This window comes from Micromonospora sp. NPDC000668, from assembly GCF_042897975.1.
In the GTDB taxonomy this organism is placed as follows: Bacteria; Actinomycetota; Actinomycetes; order Mycobacteriales; family Micromonosporaceae; genus Micromonospora.
On record NZ_JBIAYP010000005.1, the window covers coordinates 553,252 to 572,633 of the forward strand.

Genomic DNA, 19,382 nt, shown 5'->3' on the forward strand with positions numbered 1-19,382 from the left:
TGCGGCCGTTCTGGTCGCGCCCCGGCTTTCCCCCACTTCATCGACTCACCGGAGGTTCCCCCCCGTGCGCACGCACCTCGCCCTTGTCACCGCCGAACCGACCGCCGCCGACCTGGCCGCGATCGACGCGGAGTGGCCGCTGATCGCGGCCGAACTGGACCTGCTGGACGCCGAGATCGCGATGCTCTACGCCGAGGACCACGGCGGCCCGTCGCCGCTGGACTGGCGGCGGCTGCGCCGGGCCGAGGCCCGTGTCATCCGCGCCGCCACCGAGACGACCGCCCGCACCGACCCGCGCCGCGCTGCCTGATGTCGCGTATCCGCGCCGCCTACTTCGATCCGGACGGGGCGCGGTACGGCATCCCCACCTACTGGTGGAAGGGTGCCCCGCCCGGCTACGCCACCCGCCGTCAACTGACCGCCGCCGGCCTGCGTCCCGGTGGTCAACCCGTCGCCGCTCAGGTGCTCTGGCGCGGCGTCGGTGGCACCCGCACCGCCTACCTGTACCGGGTCGACCTGGCCGCGCCGAAGCGCACCGCGACCCCCGCGCAGCGCGCCGCCATCGGCAAGGCCCTCACGGCCCGCCGGACCTGCCGCACCTGCCACACGGTTCGGCCTTACTTCATCCCGCGCTCGCTGGGCGAATGCCTCGCGTGCGCCTTCCCCCAGGAGGACGCAGCATGACCGCCCCCACCATCAACGGCACCCGCTACCCGCAACCGATCGAAGACCTGTTGCCCGCCGCCCGGGACCTGGAACTGCCGGACGGGGAGGTGTTCCCGTCGCGCAACCGGCTCATGCGGGAGTTCCGCATCGGCGCACCGAAGGCCGGCGAACTGCTCGCCCTGCTCAAGGCCGAGCCCGCCGCACCGCCGGCCGACACCACCGACCCGGCCACCCCGGACCCGGCACCCGCACCGGCCGCACCCGAGCCCGCGCCGCCGGTCGTACCGGACCCGACGCCCGCGCCGGAGATCACGCCGCCCGCCCCGCTGGTCGAGGCCAGCACGGTCAGTCGCCCGGACACGCCCGCACCGCCCGCGCCGGCCCGGTCGGCGGTGGTGTGGCCGGTGGTGCTGCTGGCCCTGCCGGCTTTCGTCGCGATCTGGTCCGGGTGGGTCGGCCTCGGCGGACTCACCGGGTTCGGCATCGTGCACCCGCTACCCGGGATCTGGGACAGCTTCTCCATCAACAGCGCGATCACGCTCCCGATCGGGGTGGAGACGTACGGCGCGTACGCGCTCTACGTGTGGCTGTCCGGTCGGGTGCCCGAGCGGGCACGCCGATTTGCCAAGTGGTCCGCCCTCGGTTCCCTCGCGATCGGCGCGCTCGGTCAGGTCGCCTATCACCTGTTGGAGGCCGCCGGGGTCACCTCGGCCCCGTGGTGGATCACCACCGCCGTGGCCTGCCTCCCGGTCGCGGTGCTCGGCATGGGTGCCGCCCTCGCGCACCTCGTTCGCAACCACGACTAGCGCCGCCCGGCGGCGCGGCCCCTGGCTTCCAACCTGCGCCGCGCCGCCGGTCTCACCCATCCGGCACGAAACCATTTGGAGAGAGCCTTGATGTTGTCATCCCTGCGGAAGCTCCTGATAGCTGCCCGCTTGCGGCCCCGCCGCCCGTACTGGCTCGGCACCCCGTTGCGGGCCACGATTGCCGCCGCCGCGTGTGGCGGTTACATCCTGCTCATCGACTACGCGCAGGGCACCGAGTGGGTTTCCAGCTTGACGACCCGCATGGAGGAGTACGACCGGCCCGATGAGCGGGAGTTCGCCGCCGTGGCCGCCGCGCTCGCCGCTCGTGGCCTGATCCGCACCACGGCGTGGCAGATCGATGCCTATGGCCGTCTGTGTGCCCCCATCGCTGTCATCCGCACCGGGAAGGAGTCCCGATGAGCGCCCCGAACAACGAGCCCGGCGACCGTTTCGACTGGCAGGCCGCCGAGAACGACCTGACCGACCCCACCGGGCCGGATGCCGAGGTGGTCGACCTGGACGACGCCCGCGCCCGCCGGGTGCCGCGCCCTCGTCCGCCGGCCGACGCGGACGACACCGCCGAGGACGGCAGCGGCGACGACGCCGAGACGGTCGACGACGGGCCGGAGCGCCTCGGCGGGTTGGTCGATGCGGCTGAGGACATCCCGCCGGAGGTGCTGGCCCGGCAGCGGGAGCGCCGGCCGATTCTGGCCGAGTGGGCGCGTTCGTGGCGCGGCCTGCGTGCGGCGGCGCGGCACCAATCGAAGGATGTCGGCTACGTCACCGCCTATCACGCGGTGCGGCTGCCGAAGTACACGGCGAAAACCGCTGCGTGGGCACCGGTTGGCCTGTTCCGCGGGCTCGGTCGGGCGTTGCACTGGGCCAGCGCCGAAGAGGGCAACTGGCACCTGCGGCAGGCTGCCGCGACCCGTGGTGAGGCCGATGTGTGGCTCAAGCTCGACGCCCGCCGGCAGCGCCAAAGCGTGTGGCGGTGGTGGGTGCTGGCCGCCGGTGCCGGCGCGACCGTGGCCGGGGCGATCGTCCTGACGGTCGGGCCGCCGTGGTGGCGCTACCTGGCGTTGGCGGTGGTGGTGCCGCTGCTGGCGACGCTCGGCCGACCGGCGGACAAGCCGCTGACCGACCGGGTGACCGAGGGCAACCGCTATCGCAAGCTGACCGCTGACCTCGTGCGGCGGGCGTTGACCTCGTTGCAGATGGCCGCGATCAACAGCGCGGTTGCCAAGGACCCAAAGGCCATCTCGTTCCCGGTGGACATTCACCGCGACGGCCCCGGGCACCTCGCGGTGGTCGACCTGCCGTATGGGGTGGAGGCCGCCGAGGTGGTCGCCCGGCGCGGCCGGCTGGCCTCGGCGATGCGGCTGCCGCTGGATCAGGTGTGGCCCGAACCGGCACCGGGCCACACGGGCCGGCTGGCGTTGTGGGTCGGGTATGAGCCGGCCTCACAGATGAAGCAACCCGCGTGGCCGCTGCTGTCGGAGTCGGCGAAGGTGGACGTGTTCAAGGCGTTCCCGTTCGCCACCACCCCGCGCCTGGACACGGTTGCGGTTGACCTGATGTTCCGCAACTACCTGTTCGGCGGGCAGCCCGGTTCCGGGAAGACGTTCGCGCTGCGGGATCTGATCCTGGCCGCCGCCCTCGACGCCCGCACTGAGATCCGGGGCTACGAGTTGAAGGGTGTAGGGGACTTCGCCGTGCTGGAGCCGGTCATGGCCGAGTACGGCAACGGCTTCGATGATGACACCCTCGCCCGCTGCTTCGCGTTCATTGAGTGGCTGTACGAGGAGTGCCGCCGCCGGTCCAAGCGCATCGAGCACTACGCGAGGTTGGGCAAGGCCCCAGAGAACAAGGTGACGCCGGAACTGGCGTCGCTCAAGGGGTCCGGGCTTCACCCCCTCGTCGCCTGGTTCGATGAGCTGCAAGAGCTGATGACCAGCAAGTACGGCAAGGAAGCCGGGGACATCCTGGAGAAGGTCATCAAGCTGGGCCGCGCGTTGGGCGTGATCATCCTGATCGGTACGCAGATCCCCGACAAGGACAGCTTGCCGACCGGCATCACCCGCAACGTCAACTCCCGGTTCTGCCTCTCCGTGGCTGACCAGACGGCCAACGACATGATCCTTGGCACGTCGGCGTACAAGAACGGCTACCGGGCGACGGTCTTTCAGCCGGTGGTGGAGGCCGGGTGGGGCATCCTGCGCGGGTTCGGTGCGAAGGCGTCGGCGGTGCGGTCGTTCTACGTCGACACCACCGCCGCCGCCCGCATCGTGGCCCGCGCGGTGGCGCTGCGGACCACGGCCGGGACGCTGCCGAAGCTGCACGAGCAGACCCGCGACGTGGCCCCGGTTGCGGACGTCCTCGGCGACCTGGCGCGGATCTGGCCGGGCGACGAGAAGGCCGTGTGGAACGAGACGCTGTGCGCGCTGCTGGCCGAGCTGCGGCCCGACGTGTACGGCGGGTGGGAGGCGGCGCAGCTTACTACCGCGCTCAAGCCGCACCCGCTGGTGAAGGTCGGCGACGTCGGGCGGCGCATCGACGGCAGGGCCACCACCCGGCGCGGCATCAAGCACCCCGACGTACTCGCCGCGATCGCGGAGCGTGACCGGAAGCGGTCCGCCGGCTAACCCGCCGCGAGGGTGCTAGCGCTAGCGGCCCGTCCTGCTAGCGCTAGCACCCTCGCTAGCACCCGATCCGAATCATGAGCTGCGACCTAGCAGATAGCAGCTCACGGCCCCGTGCACCCAAAAACCGGCCCAGGAGGCACCTGTGAACCCCCACCTGACCGCCGCTATCGCCCTCACCACGATCCCCGCCCTGATCACACTCGGTTACGCCGGACTGTGTTGGGTGAAGCCCGTGAAAACCTGCCAGCGGTGCGCCGGCACCGGCCACATCACCACCCGCGTCCTGCGCCGCCCGCGTGCCTGCCGGCGCTGCGACCGGGGCCACCGGCTGCGCACCGGCCGCCGCGTCTACAACCACTTCCACCGCCTACGCGCTGAGGCCAACCGATGAACCGCCGCAACGATCACACCGACTGGTGCGGCAAGGACCACCGATGCGGCCTCGACGAACACCGCTCCGACGAAATCGTGGTCGACGTCGCCGGCCGCTCCCGCGCCGTCCTCGTCAGGGTGCGCACCGCCGCCGGCCGCGAACACGCCGAGGTGCGCGTCAGGGTCGCGCTCGCACCGTCCGAACTGGCCGCCCGTCGGCAACTGGTCGGGCTGCTCGGCGACCTGCGGGAAGCGGTGACCCGGGCCGCGATCACCGCCCGACCGCGACCCGGCAGGGCTGGGCGGTGATCGGCGGGCGGTGCGGCCACTGGATCGGCAGCGAGCGCCGCTACTGCCACGCCCCGAAGAACCTGCGCCCGTACCTGCAAGGGCTGCGCTGCCCCGCTCACACGCCCGCCGCGCTGGCGGGGCAGCCCGAACCCCCATCGACACCACGGCACCCGTTCACCATCCAGGAAGAGAGGCGCCCTGTGCCGACCACCAACCTGCTCACGGCCGCGCTCGCGCACGCCGAACGCGGCTGGCACGTCTTCCCGCTACGCCCCGACGACAAGCGACCGGCGTTTCCCGACCACCCCGCCGATAACTGCGCCGGCCGTGACCCGCGCTGCCGCACCGCCGGTCACCACCTCGGGTGGGCACCCCGCGCCACCACCGATCCCGACCGCATCCGCCGGGCTTGGACAGCCCGCCCCTATGGCATCGGGTTGGCCTGCGGACCGTCGCGGCTCGTGGTGGTCGACCTCGACACCCCGAAGGACGCCACCACCGGCCCGACCGGGCTGGACACCCTCGCCGACCTGGCCGCCGCACACGCCGCCGCCATCGAACCGACGTACACGGTGACCACCGGGCGGGGCGGCACCCACCTCTACTACCGCCACCCCGACGACGGGCCGCCGCTGCGCAACACCGCCGGCACCCTCGGCCCGCTGGTCGACACCCGCGCGCACGGCGGCTACGTGGTCGCGGCCGGCAGCACCGTGGCCGGTCGGCTCTACCGGGTCGACCTGGATACCGGCCCCGCGCCGCTGCCCGGGTGGCTGGCCGCCCGGTTGGCCCCGGCGCCACTTCCGCCGCAGCGGCCGATGGTGGTGTCGTTGCCGACAGACCGCAGCGGCGCGTACGTGCGAGCCGCGATCATCCGGGAAGTCGACCGGGTGGCCACCGCGCCGGCCGGGGAGCGCAACCGCTGCCTGTACATCGCTGCCGTGGCCCTCGGGCAACTCGCGGCCGGTGGGTCGCTCACCGAGACGGATGCGTCGGGAGTGCTGGAACAGGCCGCAGCGTCTGCCGGGTTGGGCAGCGTCGAGACGGCCCGCACCATCCGATCCGGGCTGGCCGCCGGCAGCAAGCGACCCCGGCAGGTGGCCGCGTGACCCGGCTCGGCGACAACCGCAGTTGTCACCGCGCGCCCCAGCTCCACCCGGCAGCCGGCCACGTGGCCGACCACGCCGCCGCACTGGCCACCGCCCGAACGCCATCCGATGTCCTGGCCGCGCTGGCCGCGACGGAGGTTGCGTGCCGGGAGGCCCGGGAGTGGGTCGCGGTGGACCTCGTGCTCAACGACGGGTGGTCGTATGCCGAGGTGGGCCGGGCAATGGGCACCACCCGGCAGGCGGCCAGCAAGGCATACGCCGACCCGGTGAACGCTCGGATGCGCCGCAGCGTGATGGGCCGCGACGTTGCGGTGGTGATCGTGCCGTGCGGCGTGGCGAAGCTCGACCGGCCCGCGCCGGCCGGGCAGATGTACACCGGCAGCTACCACCGAGCCTGCCGCCGCGCCGCAGACCGCCTCGGCGGGCGGCTCGTCATCCTGTCCGCCCGCCATGGGCTGCTCACCCCGGACACGGTGATCGAGCCGTACGAACTGCGTATGGGCCAGCCCGGCGCGGTCACCGCCTCGACGCTGCGCGCACAGGCCCGCCGCATGGGCATCGACGTGGCCGGCACCGTGACCGTGCTCGCCGGCCGCGACTACGCCGACCCCGTATCGGCGGTGTGGCCACACGCCCACCGGCCGCTCGACGGCACGCGAGGCATGCCCGAACAGATGGCCGTGCTCGCCGAGCTGGCGCGCGCGACGACAACCCCGGTTGTCACCGATCCCCGTCTCACCGCACCGCTACCGGAAGGACGTGCCGCATGACGCCCGCCCGTCTGCACCTCGTCACCGACCACCCGGAAGCCACCGACGCACCACCGACCGGCGGCGGCCCGCTGTGGGATGTTCCAGTGCCCCTGACTGGGCCGAGCACCGCGCCGCCGCCGTTCCCGGTCGACGTGTTCCCCCGGTGGTTGGGCGACATGGTGACCGGCGTTGCCCGGTTCACCCAGACCGATCCGGCGATGGCCGGCACCCTCGCCGTGGCCGTGCTCGCCGCGTGCGCGGGTGGCCGGCTGGAAGTGGAGCCGGTCGGCGGGTGGCGGGAGCCGGTGAACGTGTTCGCCGCCGTCATCGCCGGCCCCGGCGAGCGCAAAAGCCCAGTGCACCGGGCCATGACCGCGCCCCTGTTCGCCGCTCAATCGACGCTCGGTGAGGTGATGCGACCTCGGATCGCGGAAGCGGCGGCGCTGCGGGACATCGCCGACCGGCACGCCGAACAGGCCAAAACCCACGCCGCGAAAGCCAGCGACCCGGGCAAGCGCGACGAGGCCGCCGCCGAGGCGGTAGCCGCCGCGATCGCGGCCGAGGCGATCACCGTTCCCGGCCTGCCACGGCTGATCGTGGACGACGCCACCCCGGAAGCCCTCATCGGGTTGATGGCCGCCAACGGCGGACGCATGGCGATCATCAGCGATGAAGGCGGAATTTTCGACACCCTCGCGGGTCGGTACTCCGGTGCTCCGAACCTTGACCCCTACCTGAAAGGTCATGCGGGGCAGCCGATGAGCAACGAACGGCAGACCCGGGAGGGTGCCTCGGTCGACAATCCCGCGCTAACCGTGTGCGTGATGGCGCAACCGACCGTGCTGCGGAAATTCGGCGGGAACGCCGACCTCGCCGGCCGTGGGCTTCCGGCCCGGTTTTTGTTCGCCCTGCCCCGGTCGCTGGCCGGGTATCGGTTGGTGGATACCGAGCCGGTGCCTGAGCAGGTGACCGCCGGCTACCGGCACCGGGTGCACGACCTGGCCGCCACCCTCGCCGAGTGGGAAGACCCCGCCGTCGTGACCCTCACCCCGGAAGCGGGGCGGGTGCGGCTGGCCGCAGCGCAGGAGGTGGAGGCGCAGCTACGGCCCGGCGGGACGCTGCACGACATGCGGGAGTGGGGCAACAAGCTCTCCGGCGCAACGCTGCGCCTGGCCGGGTTGCTGCACGTTGCCCACCACCCCGCCGACGCGTGGCGACGCCCGATCGACGCCGACCGGATGGCCGACGCCGTGCGGCTGGCCGAGTTCTTCGCCGCGCACTACCGAACTGCCCTGACCACCATCGGCAGTGATGCGGCGATGGAGAACGCCCGGTACGTGCTCGGCGTGCTCACCACCAAGGGCATGAGCACCTTCACCCGGCGGGAACTGCACCGACGTGTCTCCCGCCGGCTACCAAAGTCCGACGAGGTGTCAGCGGTGCTCGCCGAACTGGCCGCCCTCGGGTGGGTGCGCAACGGGCCGGATGGTCGCTACGAGCTGCACCCCCGCGCCGTGGCCGAGGTGCCCGAAAGCGTTGACACGTTGACAACCGGCCCCGACGCCGACGTTTCCGCAGCTCAGAGCGCCCGAGAGGGTGTCAACGGGGGGCGTTGACAGGCGTTGACAGGCGTTGACAGGCGTTGACAGTCCCGCCGCCGGCCGACCCGGTGTCAACGGGTGTCAACGCCTGTCAACGGGAGCGTTGACAACCCGACACCCACTCTCACCTGCGGAAACATGGCCGCGCCGACCGATTGTCAACGTGTCAACGCTTCCCGACCCTTCCCCACCCGCACCCGCGCCGCCACCGGAAACCGGCCCGCTGCGAGCCAAACAGGGTGGTACAGCCCCAAGCCCTTACACCAACCCCGCCGGAATCTTGCGCCTACGACGCTCCCAGCGGGCCGTTCTACGCCGTTCTGCCGCACCGCCACCCCGACACCCTCCACAAGCCACCAGCGTCAACCGAAAGGCCCTCACCGTGCGACTCGTGACGCAAAATCCCACACCGGAAAGGCACGCCACTCCGGAAGCGGCCGGCACCATCCGGCTTTCACCCAAGCTGTTCATGTCCACCGAGGAACTCGCCGAGCTGCTCGACGTCGACCCGTCGACCATCCGGCGGTGGCGTACCGTTCCACCCTTGCAGGGGCCACCGTTCATCCAGATTTCCGACCGCGTGGTGAAGTACGCGACGGCCGACGTAGAACGGTGGCTTTCCGCCCGCCGGGTCCACCCGAAGGCGGCCTGATGGCCCCTCCGCAGCAACCGCCGATCGGCGTACGGCTCGCCTCCGACGTGGAGATACGAGCAGGCCGGGAGCGCCCCTACCGGGCGCGCGTCCGGTGGGTCGAAGCAACGACCAAGCGCCGCCTGTCCAAGTCAACGTCGGTGGCGACACCGGAAGAGGCGCAAGCGTGGATCGACGCAATGGTCAGCGCGGCGCAAGGAGGCGTCGACCCGGTCGCCGCGACGAAGCGACTGGCCGAGTACGGCGAGAGCGTGATGACGCTGGCGCTGCGCGGCCTGGAGCGGAAGACGCTAGACCCGTACCTCGCCGGTTGGCGTAAGCGGGTGGTGCCGGCCCTCGGCCACATTCCGATGAGGATGATTACCAACGGTGCGGTAGATCGGGCCGTCCATGGATGGATCGCCGACGAGTGCAGCCGATCGACGGTCAAGAACAGCCTTGCCGTGCTGGTCCGAGTAATGCAGCAAGCCGTACGTGACGGCATCATTCCCCGAAATCCCGCACAGGTCACCGGGTGGCAACGCGAATACCAGCGGGCAGAAGACGAGTTGGACAACCCGCGCACGCTGGCTCTGCCTCACTGGGAAGCTCTGACACAGCTCGCCGCCGCGCTGGTCGAACGGTCCACGAACGGGTTTCCCGGTTGGGGCGACGTGACGATATTCGCCGCGTGCACGGCCGCGCGGATCGGCGAGGTTTCCGGCGTCCGCGCCGAGGACATCGACCGGGAAACGTGGATGTGGACCGTACGCCGGCAGACCACGCCCGGCCCCGGTGGCCTAATCGACAAGGGCACCAAGGGAAAGCGCGCCCGCATGGTGCCGCTGATCGAAGAGGTGCGACCGATCGTCGCTCGCCGCCTGGACTCGGTTGCCGAGCCGCACTCTCGGCTGTTCACCGGGCCGCGTGGTGGACGGGTCAGCACTGCCGTGCTGCGGGACGCGACCCATTGGGATGAGGTGGTGACGAAGCTGGGCTACGAACACCTGCGACGGCACGACCTACGGCACACCGGGCTGACCTGGATGGCCGACGCCGGGGTCCCGGTGCATGTACTGCGGAAGATCGCCGGTCACGGGTCGCTGACGACGACACAGCGATACCTGCACCCCGACAGGCAGTCGATCGCAGACGCTGGAACAGCCCTCAGCGCTCACTTGAAGGCCCGCCGGTCCCCAAGTGGTCCCCAGCTACGCGCCGTCTAGATCAGTAGATCTCCACTGTTCCAGTACGAATTAGAGGCCGTTGACCAGGGAGAATATCCCGGCCGACGGCCTCTTTTCGTGCTGTCGGGACGGCCGGATTCGAACCGACGACCCCTTGACCCCCAGTCAAGTGCGCTACCAAGCTGCGCCACGTCCCGCCCCCGCGTGGTTTCCCCCGCGACAGCCGGTACAGCGTAGCGCAGCAGCCCTCGGTCCTCCGCACAGGCCCCACCCGGGTCGCGGCATCACCGAACCACCGCACAACCCCTAGAGCGTCCTAGGAGGATAGGTGGGAGGTTGGGTGCAAAAGTGCCGGATGGGCGAGGGCCCATCCGGCACTTTTGCAGAGAGAACGTCAGCCGTGTGCCTTGCCTCGGCCGCCGGGGCCGAGCTTCTTGCGGGGGCGGACCGAGATCTCGATCGGGCTGCCCTCGTACCCGAACTCCTCGCGGAGCTTGCGCTCGACGAAGCGCTGGTAGCCGGCGTCCAGCGGGGCGGTGGTGAAGAGCACGAATCGCGGCGGCGCCACTCCGGCCTGGGTGGCGAACAGGATGCGCGGCGCGCGCCCACCGCGGATCGGGTGCGGGGTGGCCTGCACCAACGCGGTCAGCCACTGGTTGAGGTGCGCGGTCGGTACCCGGGTCTCCCAGCTGGCCAGCGCCTTGTTCAGCGCCGGGGCCAGCTTGTCGACCGCCCGGCCGGTCATCGCCGACAGGTTCAACCGGATCGCCCAGGGGATGCGGCGCAGCTCCCGGTCGATCTCCTTGTCCAGGTAGTACCGGCGGTCGGCGTCGACCAGGTCCCACTTGTTGAACGCGATGACCAGCGCCCGGCCGGTTTCGGTGACCATCGACAGGATCCGCTGGTCCTGCTCGCTGATCGGTTCGCTGGCGTCCAGCAGCACCACGGCCACCTCGGCGGCCTCGATCGCCGCCGCGGTGCGCAGGCTGGCGTAGTACTCGGTGCCGCTGGCCTGGCCGACCCGCTTGCGCAGCCCGGCCGTGTCCACCAGCTGCCAGGTCTGACCGCCGATCTCGACCAGGCTGTCCACCGGGTCGACGGTGGTGCCGGCGACCGAGTCGACGACCGCCCGCTCCTCGCCGGAGAAGCGGTTGAGCAGGCTGGACTTGCCCACGTTCGGCCGCCCGACCAGCGCCACCCGGCGCGGCCCGCGCGGCCGGTTCTCCACGATCGCCGGCGCCTCCGGCAGCGCGGCGAGGATGGCGTCCAGCAGGTCGCCGGAGCCCCGTCCGTGCAGCGCGGAGACCGGGAACGGCTCGCCGAGGCCCAGCGACCAGAGCGACGTCGCCTCCATCTCGATGGAGGTGTTGTCGGCCTTGTTCGCCACCAGGATCACCGGCTTGGCGCTGCGTCGCAGCATCTTCACCGCGGCCTCGTCCACGTCGGTGGAGCCCACCATCGCGTCGACCACGAAGAGCACCACGTCGGCGGTCACCACCGCCGTCTCGGCCTGCGCCGCGATGGCCGCGGCCCGGTCCTTCGCGTCCGGTTCCCAACCGCCGGTGTCCACCACGGTGAACGCCCGGCCGTTCCACTGCGCGTCGTACGGCACCCGGTCCCGGGTCACCCCGGGGATGTCCTCGACGACCGCCTGCCGGCGGCCGATGATCCGGTTGACCAGTGTGGACTTACCCACGTTGGGGCGGCCGACCACGGCCACCACCGGCTGCGGGCCGGTCGGTTCCTCGACGGTGATGTCGGGCTCACGCAGCTCGACCCACCCTGCACCCTCGCTCATGCCACGCTCCGTTCGCTGAGCAGGTCCCGCAGCTGGGCCACGACCTCGTCGATGCCCAACTCGGTGGTGTCCAGCACCACGGCGTCCGGGGCCTGGGCCAGCGGGTTGACCTTGCGGGTCGAGTCGAGCCGGTCCCGGCGGGCCAGGTCCGCGGCGGTGGCCGCCACGTCGGCGGCGTCCTCGGCGCTGCGCCGAGCCGCCCGGGCCGCCTCGGAGGCGGTCAGGAAGACCTTCAGGTCGGCGTCCGGTGCCACCACCGAACCGATGTCACGGCCCTCGACCACGATCCGACCGGCGTTGCCGATCATCTCGCGCTGCCGGCCGACCAGCAGCTCGCGGACCGCCGGCACTGCGGCGACGGCGGAGACCGCCCCGGTCACCTCGGCACCGCGGATCTCCGCGTCCACGCCAACCCCGTCGACGGTCACGCCGTACCCCTGCGGGTCGGTGCCGACGCGCAGGTCCACCTCGCCGGCGACCTTCGCCACCGACGCGGCGTCGGTGAGGTCGACGCCGGAGCGCAGCACGGCCCACGTGATCGCCCGGTACATCGCCCCGGTGTCCAGGTAGCGCGCACCGATGCTGACGGCGAGCCGCCGCGAGACGGTGGACTTACCCGAACCGGACGGCCCGTCCACGGCGACCACACATCGCCCGGCCCGTACGTTTTCCTCCACCGTCGTCCTCCTCAGCCCGTACCTCACGGATCGCCGGCCTTCCGGCGCCGCAAGCGGTTTGTTTATCGTCATCAATCATGCCCGCAGCTCGCCGCGCACCGCGCGCGGTGCCGCGCGACGCGACCCGCGCCACCCGCGCGGCCGCGTCCGGGCCGTCGGGGAGCCTACCGAAAGCCGTACCCCGAACCCGGGGGTCAGTCACCCACCGCGTTGAACAGGGCGGCGACCTCGGCGTTGGTCAACCGCCGGATCCGCCCGGTCCGCAGGTCACCCAGCCGGATGGGCCCGATCGAGGTACGCACCAGCCGGGTGACCGGGTGTCCGACCTCGGCCAGCAACCGCCGGACGATGTGTTTGCGCCCCTCGTGCAGGCTCAGCTCCACCTGGGCGGTCTTGCCCAGGGTGTCGACCACCTTGAACGAGTCGACCTTGACCGGCCCGTCCTCCAGCTCGACGCCGGCCAGCAGCCGCTTGCTCAGGTTGCGCGGGATCGGCCCGACCACCTCGGCGAGGTAGGTCTTCAGCACCTCGTACGAGGGGTGCATGAGCTTGTGCGCGAGGGTGCCGTCGTTGGTGAGCAGCAGCAGGCCCTCGCTGTCCGCGTCGAGCCGCCCGACGTGGTAGACCCGCTGCTCCACCCGGTTGCCAATGAACTCGGCCAGCTCGTTGCGTCCCTTATCGTCCGCCATGGTGGTAACCACCCCGCGCGGCTTGTTCATCGCCACGTAGACCAGGCGAGTGTCGACCTGGAGGCGCTCGCCGTCCACGTGGATCACCGCGGTGGCCGGGTCGACCTTGTCGCCGAGCTTGGCCACCCGCCCGTCCACGGTTACCCGGCGGCGGAAGATCAGGTCCTCGCAGGCACGCCGGGAACCCACGCCGGCGGCGGCGAGCACCTTCTGCAGGCGCTCGGCACCCTCGTAGACGGGGGCGTCGGGTTTGGGGGAACGGTTATCGGGTCGCATCAGCAAGCTCTTCTACGTCGTCGGGCAGGAAGGGTGCGAGTGGCGGCAGCTCGTCGACGGTGTTCAGCCCGAGCTTTTCCAGGAACAGCGTGGTGGTCCGGTAGAGGAACGCCCCGCTGTCCGGTTCGGCGCCGCACTCCTCGACAAGGCCGCGAGTTACCAGCGTACGGATGACCCCATCGCAGTTCACACCCCGGATGGCCGAGATCCGCGAACGGGTCACCGGCTGCTTGTAGGCGACCACGGCGAGCGTCTCCAGCGCCGCCTGGGTCAGCCGTACGGACTGCCCGTCCAACACGAACCGTTCGACATAGGTCGCGTATTCCGGCCGGGTGTACAGCCGCCATCCGCCAGCCGCCCTACGCAGCTCGAACCCGTGCCCGGCGGCGGTGTAGCCGGCGGCGATCTCGTCGAGCATCGGCCCGACCCGCTCGGCCGGCTGCTCCAGCACCTGGGCCAGGATCAACTCGCTGACCGGCTCGTCGACCACCAGCAGGATCGCCTCCAGCGCGCCGCGCAGCTCGGCGTCGGACAGCTCCGGCGCAGGCTCCGGCGCGACCGGCGCCCGCCGTCGCCCCCCAGCCAGCCGATGGGGTACGTCCCCAGCGCCGCTCTCCCCCACGGCCGCGCCCGCTTCGCCCCCGCCAGCCTCATCGGGCTGACGGGGCTTGGCCTCATCGGCGCCGGCCACCGCACTGGCCTCGGTCGCACCGGGCGCACTAAACGCATCGCGCTCAGCCGCCTCGTCGCGTTCAGTGGGCTCGGCGGGCTCATCTGACACGCCAAACTCGTCGGACTCGGCAGAGATCTTGGAAAATTCCGACCCCTGCAGGGGTGGCTGCCCTCCAAGATTTTCCGCAGCGGGCGTTGGGGTCGTGACAGACGTCTCCGGCGGCAGTTCGGCGGCGGGGTCTTCGTCGGCTTCCGGGGAGGTGGGAGCGGGCGGGCGGGGGCGCTCCCACGGGGGGACCCAGGCGGCGGCCTGGTCGGCCAGGGAGTCCTGGCGTTCCTCGTCACTCATCCCGCTCACCCTCCGTCGTGTCCGTCCCGTCCGGTCCCCCGACCTCTCGCGCCGGCGCGTCGGTCGGCTCCTGCTCCGTCAGCACGGCCTCCGGCTCCGGGTCGATGGGCACCACCTGCGCGGCGGTTGACTCCGGGTCGGCCGGGGTGCCGGCGTACTCGTCGACGTGCAGTTCGGTGTCGCCGTCGGCCGGGCCGGTCCAGCGTACGGTCAGTTCCTCCAGGGCCTGCTCCTGCACGAACTCCACCAGGCCCTCCCGGTAGAGCTCCAGCAGCGCGAGGAAGCGGGCCACCACCTCCAGCGTGGCCTCGCAGTCGGCGCAGAGCAGCGAGAAGGTTGCCGTGCCGGCCCGGCGCAGCCGGGCGGCGAGGATCGCCGCGTGCTCCCGGACGCTGACCCGGACCATGTGCACGTGGGCGATGGAGACCTCCGGCACCGGTTTCGGGGTCATCGCCTTCACGGCCAGTTTCAGCAGTCGCTGTGGGCCGATGCCGAGCACCAGGTCGGGCAGTGCCTCGGCGTACCGGGGCTCCAGGCTGACCGCCCGTGGGTACCGCCGACCGCCGACCGCCTCCAGCTCGGCGATGTGCGCCGCCGCCTCCTTGTACGCCTTGTACTGCAACAGCCGGGCGAAGAGCAGGTCCCGTGCCTCCAGCAGGGCGAGGTCCGCCTCGTCCTCCACCTCGGCGGCGGGCAGCAGGCGCGCGGCCTTCAGGTCGAGCAGGGTGGCGGCGATCAGCAGGAACTCGCTGGCCTCGTCCAGGTCCCATTTGTCGCCCATGGCGCGGATGTAGGCGATGAACTCGTCGGTGACCTTGTGCAGGGCCACCTCGGTGACGTCGAGTTTGTGCTTGCCGATCAGTTGCAGCAGCAGGTCGAACGGGCCGGTGAAGTTGGCCAGCCGGACGGTGAACCCGGAGGTCTCGGGGGCGTCCCCGGCGGGCAGCACACCGTCGACCTCGGCGGCCAGCTCGGCGGCGACCGTCGGGGCGGTGGCCTCGGGCGGCCCGGCCGGCGGGTCGAGGGGTGGCGCGGTCACCGGACGACCGTAGTCCACGAGACGGACACCGGGCGTTCCGGCTACCGCTCCGACTGGGCGGCGATCACCTCACGGGCCAGCTGACGGTAGTTGCGCGCCCCGGAGGACGCCGGGTCCAGGGTGGTGATCGGCGCACCGGCCACGGTGGACTCGGGGAACTTCACCGTCTTGGTGATGACCGTCTGGTAGACCTTGTCGCCGAACGCCTCCACGACCCGCTGGAGCACCTGCCGGCAGTGCGTGGTGCGGCTGTCGTACATGGTGGCGAGGATGCCCTCGAGCTCCAGGTCGAAGTTGAGCCGCTCGCGCACCTTGTCGATGGTGTCCAGCAGCAGCGCCACGCCGCGCAGGCTGAAGAACTCGCATTCGAGCGGGATGAGCACCCCGTGCGCGACGGTCAACGCGTTGATCGCCAGCAGGCCGAGCGAGGGCTGGCAGTCGATCAGGATGTAGTCGTACTCCTTGCGGACGTTGCGCAGCACCCGGGCCAGGGCCATCTCCCGGGCCACCTCGTTGACGAGCTGGATCTCGGCGGCGGAGAGGTCGATGTTGGCCGGCAGCAGGTGCAGGCCCGCCACGTCGGTCTTGATGAGGACGTCCTCGGCGATGACGTCGTCCTGCATGAGCAGGTTGTAGACGGACAGGTCGAGGTTGTGCGGGTTGACCCCCAGCCCCACCGAGAGCGCGCCCTGCGGGTCGAAGTCGACCAGCAGCACCTTGCGGCCGTACTCGGCCAGCGCCGCGCCCAGGTTGATGGTCGTGGTGGTCTTGCCGACGCCGCCCTTCTGGTTGGCCATCGCGATGATGCGCGCCGGACCGTGCCGATCAGTGGGCATCGGCTCGGGAATGGGCTTACGCATCGTGTAGGCCGCCGGATCCGCCGGACCCAGGTCCGCACCGAGCGTGGCCTGCTGCTCGCGGAGCTCCGACGTCCAGGTCTCGGCACGGTCACCGTTGCCAGCCATGTCCTCGTTTGCCCCCTCCCGACGACCCACCCGGCGTCGGAGCCGTCCGACGTCCTTCGCGGCGCCGCTGCGCACCCCGGTCGTGTCGCCCCAGGAGGTCCGCGCCGATGCCGACTGTACGCCACCGACCAGCAGGGGGTTCGGCACCGGCCCGGCGTGTCGGGACCGACCCCGACCGGGCTCAGCCGAGGGCGCGCGGGTGGGCGGTGGCGTACACCTCGCGCAGCCGCTCAACAGTGACCAGGGTGTAGACCTGGGTGGTGGTCACCGACGCGTGACCGAGCAACTCCTGGACCACCCGCACGTCGGCGCCGCCGTCGAGCAGGTGGGTGGCGTAGGAGTGGCGCAGGGTGTGCGGGGAGACCGCGGCGGGCCCGTCGACCGGTAGCCCGGCCCGGCCGGCCGCGCGGCGCAGGATGGCCCAGGCGCCCTGCCGGGTCAGCGCTCCGCCGCGCGCGTTGAGGAAGACCGCAGGGGTGCCCCGGCCGGCGGCGGCCAGCCCGGGCCGGGCCCGGACCAGGTAGGCGCGCACCGCCTCGACGGCGTACCCGCCGATCGGCACCAGCCGCATCCGGCCGCCCTTGCCGCGCAGCAGCGCGGTGCCCTCGTCGGTGTCGAGGTCGTCCACGGCGGCGCCGACCGCCTCGGAGATCCGCGCGCCGGTGCCGTACAGGAACTCCAGCAGCGCCCGGTCGCGCAGCGCCAGCGGCGCACCGTCACCGGTCGCGGTGACCGGGCCGGCGGTCTCCAGCAGCCGGACCACGTCGTCGACCGGCAACGCGCGGGGCAGCCGGCGCGGCGGGGTGGGCGGGCGGACGTCGCGGCTGGGGTCGGCGCCGGCCAGGCCCTCCCGCAGGGCGAAGCGGTGCAGGCCGCGCACCGCGCTGGCCGCGCGGGCGGCGGAGGAGACCGCCAGCGGGGGGTGCGCGGCGTCGCCGGCGCGCAGCCGGGCCAGGTGCGATTCGACGACGCCGGCGCCGACCGACGCGAGGTCGGCGACGCCGGCATCGACCAGGGTCGCGAGGTAACGGTCCAGATCCCGGCGGTACGAGGCCAGGGTGTTCGCGGACAGGCCACGCTCGACGGTGAGGTGGTCAAGGTAGCCGCGCACGGCACGGCGCAGGGCCGGCGCGGGCTGCTCGCCCGCGCCGGCCGGGGCCGCAATGCCGGTCAGCCCGCCACCGCTCAGGCCAGCGCGTCGGCCAGCGGGAGCACGCTCATGCCGTGCGCCTCGGCGACCGGGCCGTAGGTGACCTGGCCGTCGTGGGTGTTCAGGCCCAGCGCCAGCGCCGGGTCGCGGCGCAGCGCCTCGCGCCAGCCCTGGTTGGCCAGCTCCAGGGCGTACGGCAGGGTGACGTTGGTCAGCGCGTAGGTGCTGGTGTTCGGCACCGCGCCGGGCATGTTCGCCACGCAGTAGAAGATCGACTCGTGGACCTTGTAGACCGGGTCGGCGTGCGTGGTCGGGCGCGAGTCCTCGAAGCAGCCGCCCTGGTCGATGGCGATGTCGACGAGAACGCTGCCCTGCTTCATCCGGGAGACCAACTCGTTGGAGATCAGGGTCGGCGCCTTGGCACCGGGCACCAGCACGGCGCCGATGACCAGGTCGGCGTCGAGCACGGCCCGCTCGATCTCGTACGCGTTGGACGCGACGGTCTGCAGGTGGCCGCGGTAGATGGCGTCGGCCTGGCGCAGCCGGGCGACGTTCTTGTCCAGCAGCAGCACCTCGGACTGGAGGCCCAGCGCGATGGCGGCGGCGTTCATGCCGGAGACGCCGGCGCCGATGACCACGGTCTTGGCCGCGTACACGCCGGAGACGCCGCCGGGCAGCACGCCGCGTCCACCGCCGGTACGCATCATGTAGAAGGCGCCCACCTGCGGGGCGAGCCGGCCGGCCACCTCGGACATCGGGGCGAGCAGCGGCAGCGACCGGTCGGGCAGCTCGACGGTCTCGTAGGCGATGGCGGTGACCTTCCGGTCGACCAGCGCGTCGGTGCAGACCTTGGAGGCGGCCAGGTGCAGGTAGGTGAAGAGCACCTGCCCCTCGCGCATCCGGTGGTACTCCTCGGCGATCGGCTCCTTGACCTTGAGCACCAGCTCGGCGGTCTCCCACACCTCGTCGGCGGTGGCCAGGATCTTGGCGCCCGCCGCGGCGAACTCCTCATCGGTGATGCTGGAGCCGACCCCGGCGCCGGACTCGACGAAGACCTGGTGACCGCTGCGGGTGAACTCGTTGACGCCCGCCGGCGTGATCGCCACGCGGTACTCGTGGTTCTTGACCTCGCGAGGGATTCCGACCTTCACGATGCAGACACCTCTCTTCGGGGCTGCTCTCCCCCGACTGCTCGGTGCCGCGATGGCCCCATTGCCACCACGGTCCACCGGTCCCGCCGGCGGCAGTCTAGGCGCGCCCGGCGCCGCCGCGAGCCAGCACAGTGGCAATCGGTGCCCGGGTGTCCTGACGGAGTGTCAGGGCGACCGAACGGGCCGGCGGTGGGAGGCCACCTCAGCCGACAGGACAATGTTCGCCCATTATCGTCCCATCTGGCGGATACCGGTGCGGACAAGGAGCGAGTGGATCACTAGTGTGTCGGCCCATGACCACTCCTCAATACCAGCCGGGGTACGCCCCCGGTTACTCCGACAAGAGCAAGGTCGTCGCGGGCATCCTCGGCATCCTGCTCGGCACCTTCGGCGCCGGTCGGTTCTACACCGGACACACCAAGATCGCTGTGCTGCAGCTCGTGGTGAGCATCGTGACCTGTGGCGTCGGGGCGCTCTGGGGCGTCATCGACGGCATCCTCATCCTGGTGAACGGCGGCACGGACGCGCAGGGCCGGCCGCTGCGCGACTGACCGTCGGA

21 protein-coding genes and 1 tRNA gene are annotated in these 19,382 nt (G+C 71.7%); 13 read left to right on the plus strand and 9 right to left on the minus strand.

What is annotated here, in order from left to right:
- Window positions 1-64 precede the first annotated feature (64 nt).
- The 12 genes from ACFY29_RS27230 (at window position 65) to ACFY29_RS27285 (ending at window position 10,096) form a co-directional block, all read left to right on the plus strand.
- On the plus strand, window positions 65-310 hold the full coding sequence (locus ACFY29_RS27230) for a DUF6284 family protein (protein ID WP_386990735.1): 246 nt from the start codon (window positions 65-67) through the stop codon (window positions 308-310).
- Window positions 310-684: an RRQRL motif-containing zinc-binding protein gene (locus ACFY29_RS27235; RefSeq protein WP_386990737.1), complete on the plus strand. Its 375-nt coding sequence runs from the start codon at window positions 310-312 to the stop codon at window positions 682-684. The genes ACFY29_RS27230 and ACFY29_RS27235 overlap by 1 nt, the downstream gene beginning before the upstream one ends.
- Window positions 681-1,472 (plus strand): ABC transporter permease, encoded by a 792-nt coding sequence (locus tag ACFY29_RS27240; RefSeq protein ID WP_386990739.1) that lies wholly within the window; start codon window positions 681-683, stop codon window positions 1,470-1,472. The genes ACFY29_RS27235 and ACFY29_RS27240 overlap by 4 nt, the downstream gene beginning before the upstream one ends.
- A 90-nt stretch (window positions 1,473-1,562) precedes the next feature.
- Window positions 1,563-1,892 (plus strand): hypothetical protein, encoded by a 330-nt coding sequence (locus tag ACFY29_RS27245; RefSeq protein ID WP_386990741.1) that lies wholly within the window; start codon window positions 1,563-1,565, stop codon window positions 1,890-1,892.
- Window positions 1,889-4,114 (plus strand): cell division protein FtsK, encoded by a 2,226-nt coding sequence (locus ACFY29_RS27250; protein WP_386990743.1) that lies wholly within the window; start codon window positions 1,889-1,891, stop codon window positions 4,112-4,114. Before ACFY29_RS27245 ends, ACFY29_RS27250 begins: the two co-directional genes overlap by 4 nt.
- 142 nt (window positions 4,115-4,256) lie before the next feature.
- Complete coding sequence (locus ACFY29_RS27255) at window positions 4,257-4,505, plus strand: hypothetical protein (protein WP_386990745.1); 249 nt, start codon at window positions 4,257-4,259, stop codon at window positions 4,503-4,505.
- Window positions 4,502-4,795, plus strand: a complete 294-nt coding sequence (locus ACFY29_RS27260; protein ID WP_386990747.1) for a hypothetical protein — start codon at window positions 4,502-4,504, stop codon at window positions 4,793-4,795. The genes ACFY29_RS27255 and ACFY29_RS27260 overlap by 4 nt, the downstream gene beginning before the upstream one ends.
- Before the next feature lie 161 nt (window positions 4,796-4,956).
- Complete coding sequence (locus tag ACFY29_RS27265) at window positions 4,957-5,886, plus strand: bifunctional DNA primase/polymerase (RefSeq protein WP_386990836.1); 930 nt, start codon at window positions 4,957-4,959, stop codon at window positions 5,884-5,886.
- Window positions 5,883-6,656 (plus strand): DUF6884 domain-containing protein, encoded by a 774-nt coding sequence (locus ACFY29_RS27270; protein ID WP_386990749.1) that lies wholly within the window; start codon window positions 5,883-5,885, stop codon window positions 6,654-6,656. The genes ACFY29_RS27265 and ACFY29_RS27270 overlap by 4 nt, the downstream gene beginning before the upstream one ends.
- The gene (locus ACFY29_RS27275) at window positions 6,653-8,254 is read left to right on the plus strand and encodes a YfjI family protein (RefSeq protein ID WP_386990751.1); all 1,602 of its coding nucleotides are present in this window, start codon (window positions 6,653-6,655) and stop codon (window positions 8,252-8,254) included. The genes ACFY29_RS27270 and ACFY29_RS27275 overlap by 4 nt, the downstream gene beginning before the upstream one ends.
- 454 nt (window positions 8,255-8,708) lie before the next feature.
- Window positions 8,709-8,891: a helix-turn-helix domain-containing protein gene (locus ACFY29_RS27280; protein ID WP_347815141.1), complete on the plus strand. Its 183-nt coding sequence runs from the start codon at window positions 8,709-8,711 to the stop codon at window positions 8,889-8,891.
- The gene (locus ACFY29_RS27285; RefSeq protein WP_386990753.1) at window positions 8,891-10,096 is read left to right on the plus strand and encodes a tyrosine-type recombinase/integrase; all 1,206 of its coding nucleotides are present in this window, start codon (window positions 8,891-8,893) and stop codon (window positions 10,094-10,096) included. The genes ACFY29_RS27280 and ACFY29_RS27285 overlap by 1 nt, the downstream gene beginning before the upstream one ends.
- A gap of 84 nt (window positions 10,097-10,180) precedes the next feature.
- On the opposite strand, the gene ACFY29_RS27290 is transcribed toward ACFY29_RS27285, so the two are convergent.
- The 9 genes from ACFY29_RS27290 to ald form a co-directional block, all read right to left on the minus strand.
- Window positions 10,181-10,254: transfer RNA gene (locus ACFY29_RS27290), tRNA-Pro, on the minus strand.
- Window positions 10,255-10,451: 197 nt separating this feature from the next.
- Window positions 10,452-11,855: a ribosome biogenesis GTPase Der gene (gene der / locus ACFY29_RS27295; protein ID WP_386990755.1), complete on the minus strand. Its 1,404-nt coding sequence runs from the start codon at window positions 11,853-11,855 to the stop codon at window positions 10,452-10,454.
- Window positions 11,852-12,532, minus strand: coding sequence for a (d)CMP kinase (cmk, locus tag ACFY29_RS27300; RefSeq protein ID WP_386990757.1), 681 nt, complete (start codon window positions 12,530-12,532; stop codon window positions 11,852-11,854). Before cmk ends, der begins: the two co-directional genes overlap by 4 nt.
- 194 nt (window positions 12,533-12,726) lie before the next feature.
- Window positions 12,727-13,497, minus strand: coding sequence for a pseudouridine synthase (locus ACFY29_RS27305; protein WP_386990759.1), 771 nt, complete (start codon window positions 13,495-13,497; stop codon window positions 12,727-12,729).
- Window positions 13,484-14,518 (minus strand): SMC-Scp complex subunit ScpB, encoded by a 1,035-nt coding sequence (gene scpB / locus ACFY29_RS27310; protein ID WP_386990761.1) that lies wholly within the window; start codon window positions 14,516-14,518, stop codon window positions 13,484-13,486. The genes ACFY29_RS27305 and scpB overlap by 14 nt, the downstream gene beginning before the upstream one ends.
- On the minus strand, window positions 14,511-15,557 hold the full coding sequence (locus ACFY29_RS27315; RefSeq protein WP_386990762.1) for a segregation and condensation protein A: 1,047 nt from the start codon (window positions 15,555-15,557) through the stop codon (window positions 14,511-14,513). The genes scpB and ACFY29_RS27315 overlap by 8 nt, the downstream gene beginning before the upstream one ends.
- Window positions 15,558-15,598: 41 nt before the next feature.
- Window positions 15,599-16,522: a ParA family protein gene (locus tag ACFY29_RS27320; RefSeq protein WP_386990838.1), complete on the minus strand. Its 924-nt coding sequence runs from the start codon at window positions 16,520-16,522 to the stop codon at window positions 15,599-15,601.
- Between the two features lie 181 nt (window positions 16,523-16,703).
- On the minus strand, window positions 16,704-17,687 hold the full coding sequence (locus ACFY29_RS27325; RefSeq protein WP_386990841.1) for a site-specific tyrosine recombinase XerD: 984 nt from the start codon (window positions 17,685-17,687) through the stop codon (window positions 16,704-16,706).
- Between the two features lie 20 nt (window positions 17,688-17,707).
- Entirely contained in the window at window positions 17,708-18,823 is a 1,116-nt protein-coding gene (gene ald / locus ACFY29_RS27330) for an alanine dehydrogenase (protein ID WP_328414256.1), read from the minus strand.
- Window positions 18,824-19,116: 293 nt separating this feature from the next.
- Between ald and ACFY29_RS27335 the strand changes: the two genes are divergently transcribed.
- Entirely contained in the window at window positions 19,117-19,374 is a 258-nt protein-coding gene (locus tag ACFY29_RS27335; RefSeq protein ID WP_355613441.1) for a TM2 domain-containing protein, read from the plus strand.
- The last annotated feature ends 8 nt before the right edge of the window (window positions 19,375-19,382 follow it).

Excerpts from the sequence above, each read along its gene's own strand:
- ACFY29_RS27245 (WP_386990741.1), top strand. The coding sequence starts at position 1,563 with ATGTTGTCATCCCTGCGGAAGCTCCTGATAGCTGCCCGCTTGCGGCCC.
- ACFY29_RS27240 (WP_386990739.1), top strand. The coding sequence starts at position 681 with ATGACCGCCCCCACCATCAACGGCACCCGCTACCCGCAACCGATCGAA.
- ACFY29_RS27275 (WP_386990751.1), top strand. The coding sequence starts at position 6,653 with ATGACGCCCGCCCGTCTGCACCTCGTCACCGACCACCCGGAAGCCACC.
- scpB (WP_386990761.1), bottom strand. The coding sequence starts at position 14,518 with ATGAGTGACGAGGAACGCCAGGACTCCCTGGCCGACCAGGCCGCCGCC.
- ACFY29_RS27250 (WP_386990743.1), top strand. The coding sequence starts at position 1,889 with ATGAGCGCCCCGAACAACGAGCCCGGCGACCGTTTCGACTGGCAGGCC.
- ACFY29_RS27260 (WP_386990747.1), top strand. The coding sequence starts at position 4,502 with ATGAACCGCCGCAACGATCACACCGACTGGTGCGGCAAGGACCACCGA.
- ACFY29_RS27335 (WP_355613441.1), top strand. The coding sequence starts at position 19,117 with ATGACCACTCCTCAATACCAGCCGGGGTACGCCCCCGGTTACTCCGAC.
- ACFY29_RS27280 (WP_347815141.1), top strand. The coding sequence starts at position 8,709 with ATGTCCACCGAGGAACTCGCCGAGCTGCTCGACGTCGACCCGTCGACC.
- ACFY29_RS27305 (WP_386990759.1), bottom strand. The coding sequence starts at position 13,497 with ATGCGACCCGATAACCGTTCCCCCAAACCCGACGCCCCCGTCTACGAG.
- ACFY29_RS27235 (WP_386990737.1), top strand. The coding sequence starts at position 310 with ATGTCGCGTATCCGCGCCGCCTACTTCGATCCGGACGGGGCGCGGTAC.
- der (WP_386990755.1), bottom strand. The coding sequence starts at position 11,855 with ATGAGCGAGGGTGCAGGGTGGGTCGAGCTGCGTGAGCCCGACATCACC.
- ACFY29_RS27285 (WP_386990753.1), top strand. The coding sequence starts at position 8,891 with ATGGCCCCTCCGCAGCAACCGCCGATCGGCGTACGGCTCGCCTCCGAC.
- ACFY29_RS27320 (WP_386990838.1), bottom strand. The coding sequence starts at position 16,522 with ATGGCTGGCAACGGTGACCGTGCCGAGACCTGGACGTCGGAGCTCCGC.